Source organism: Falsiroseomonas sp. RANM36, assembly GCF_056682175.1.
Genome location: NZ_JBWXTD010000003.1, coordinates 1,833,820 through 1,834,875, shown reverse-complemented (window position 1 = coordinate 1,834,875; position 1,056 = coordinate 1,833,820). Strand labels below are relative to the sequence as shown.

The 1,056-nt window shown below is 71.9% G+C and carries 2 protein-coding genes; one reads left to right on the top strand and one right to left on the bottom strand.

Features of this window, described 5'->3' with window-relative positions:
• The coding region (locus AC1MIR_RS13720) for a choice-of-anchor W domain-containing protein (RefSeq protein WP_480028705.1) at nt 1–697 on the top strand (697 nt) is incomplete at its 5' end.
• Between the two features lie 9 nt (nt 698–706).
• Here the strand turns inward: AC1MIR_RS13720 and AC1MIR_RS13715 are convergent.
• Nucleotides 707–1,056: glycosyltransferase (locus tag AC1MIR_RS13715; protein WP_480028704.1), on the bottom strand; the 350-nt coding region annotated here is incomplete at its 5' end.

Below are 1,056 nucleotides of genomic sequence, written 5' to 3'. Positions count from 1 at the left end.
CCCGGCCGCCGCCGCGGCGGCGCCGAGCTTCGTCGCGACCGGGAACAACGACCTGGTCTATGAAAGCACCACGCTGCCGCGCTTCGGCATCGCCTATCCGACCGCGACCAGCGAGGTCTTCGTCGCGCAGGCGCGCATCGGCAACCGCGCGACCAATGGCGACTACGAGATCGGGCTGCATGTGCGCCAGCCGGATCCGACCATCTTCCCGACCAACACGGCGCCGCTCGGCACCACGACGGAGCGGCAATTCGCCTGGGGCAACGGCACGGCCCATGCCTTCAGCCTGTCGCGCATCGGCGACACCGTGTCCTTCGCGCTGGGCAACTACAGCGAGAGCTGGACGAATGACGCGGTCTCCGACGTCAACGCGCTCAGTTTCCGGGCGCGCGCGACCTCGGCGCATACGGCGACGCTGACCGACCTGGTCTTCACCGCGACCGGTCCGGGCAGGACGCTGCGCGGCTTCAGCGCCACCGGCAGCACCGGGCCGGACCTGGCGCTGTTCGGCGCCGTGGTCGGCGACTTCACGCTGACCGGCAAGGTGACCTTCACCTGGACCGGCACGCCCAACGGATCGAGCCTCGCGATGCAGATCAAGGCGCTGGAAGGCTTCGTGGTGCCGGAACCCTCCGCGGCGGCGCTGCTGCTTGCCGCGCTCGGCGGTCTGTTCGGGCTGCGACGCGCGGTGGTCTGACCGCACGGCTCAGCCGGCCCGCTCCAGCAGCGGATCGAGCGCACGGAGCGTCGCGCTCCAGTCATGCCCGGCGGCGACGGCGGCGCGCCCGGCAGCGCCGAGGCCGGGATGACCGCCTTCCAGAACCTCGCGCACGCGGGCGGCGGTTTCCGTCGCGCCGTCGGCGACCAGCAGGTCGCGGCCCGGCACGGCCCGCACGCCTTCGAAGGCCTGCGGGCTCGCGACCACCGGCTTCGCCATCGCCATCGCCTCCAGCACCTTGTTCTGGATGCCGCGCGCGATGCGCAGCGGCGCGACGGAGACGGCGGCATGTGATTCTACTCCTTCATGCCGCCGATCTGCGGCGGGCGGATGTGGAC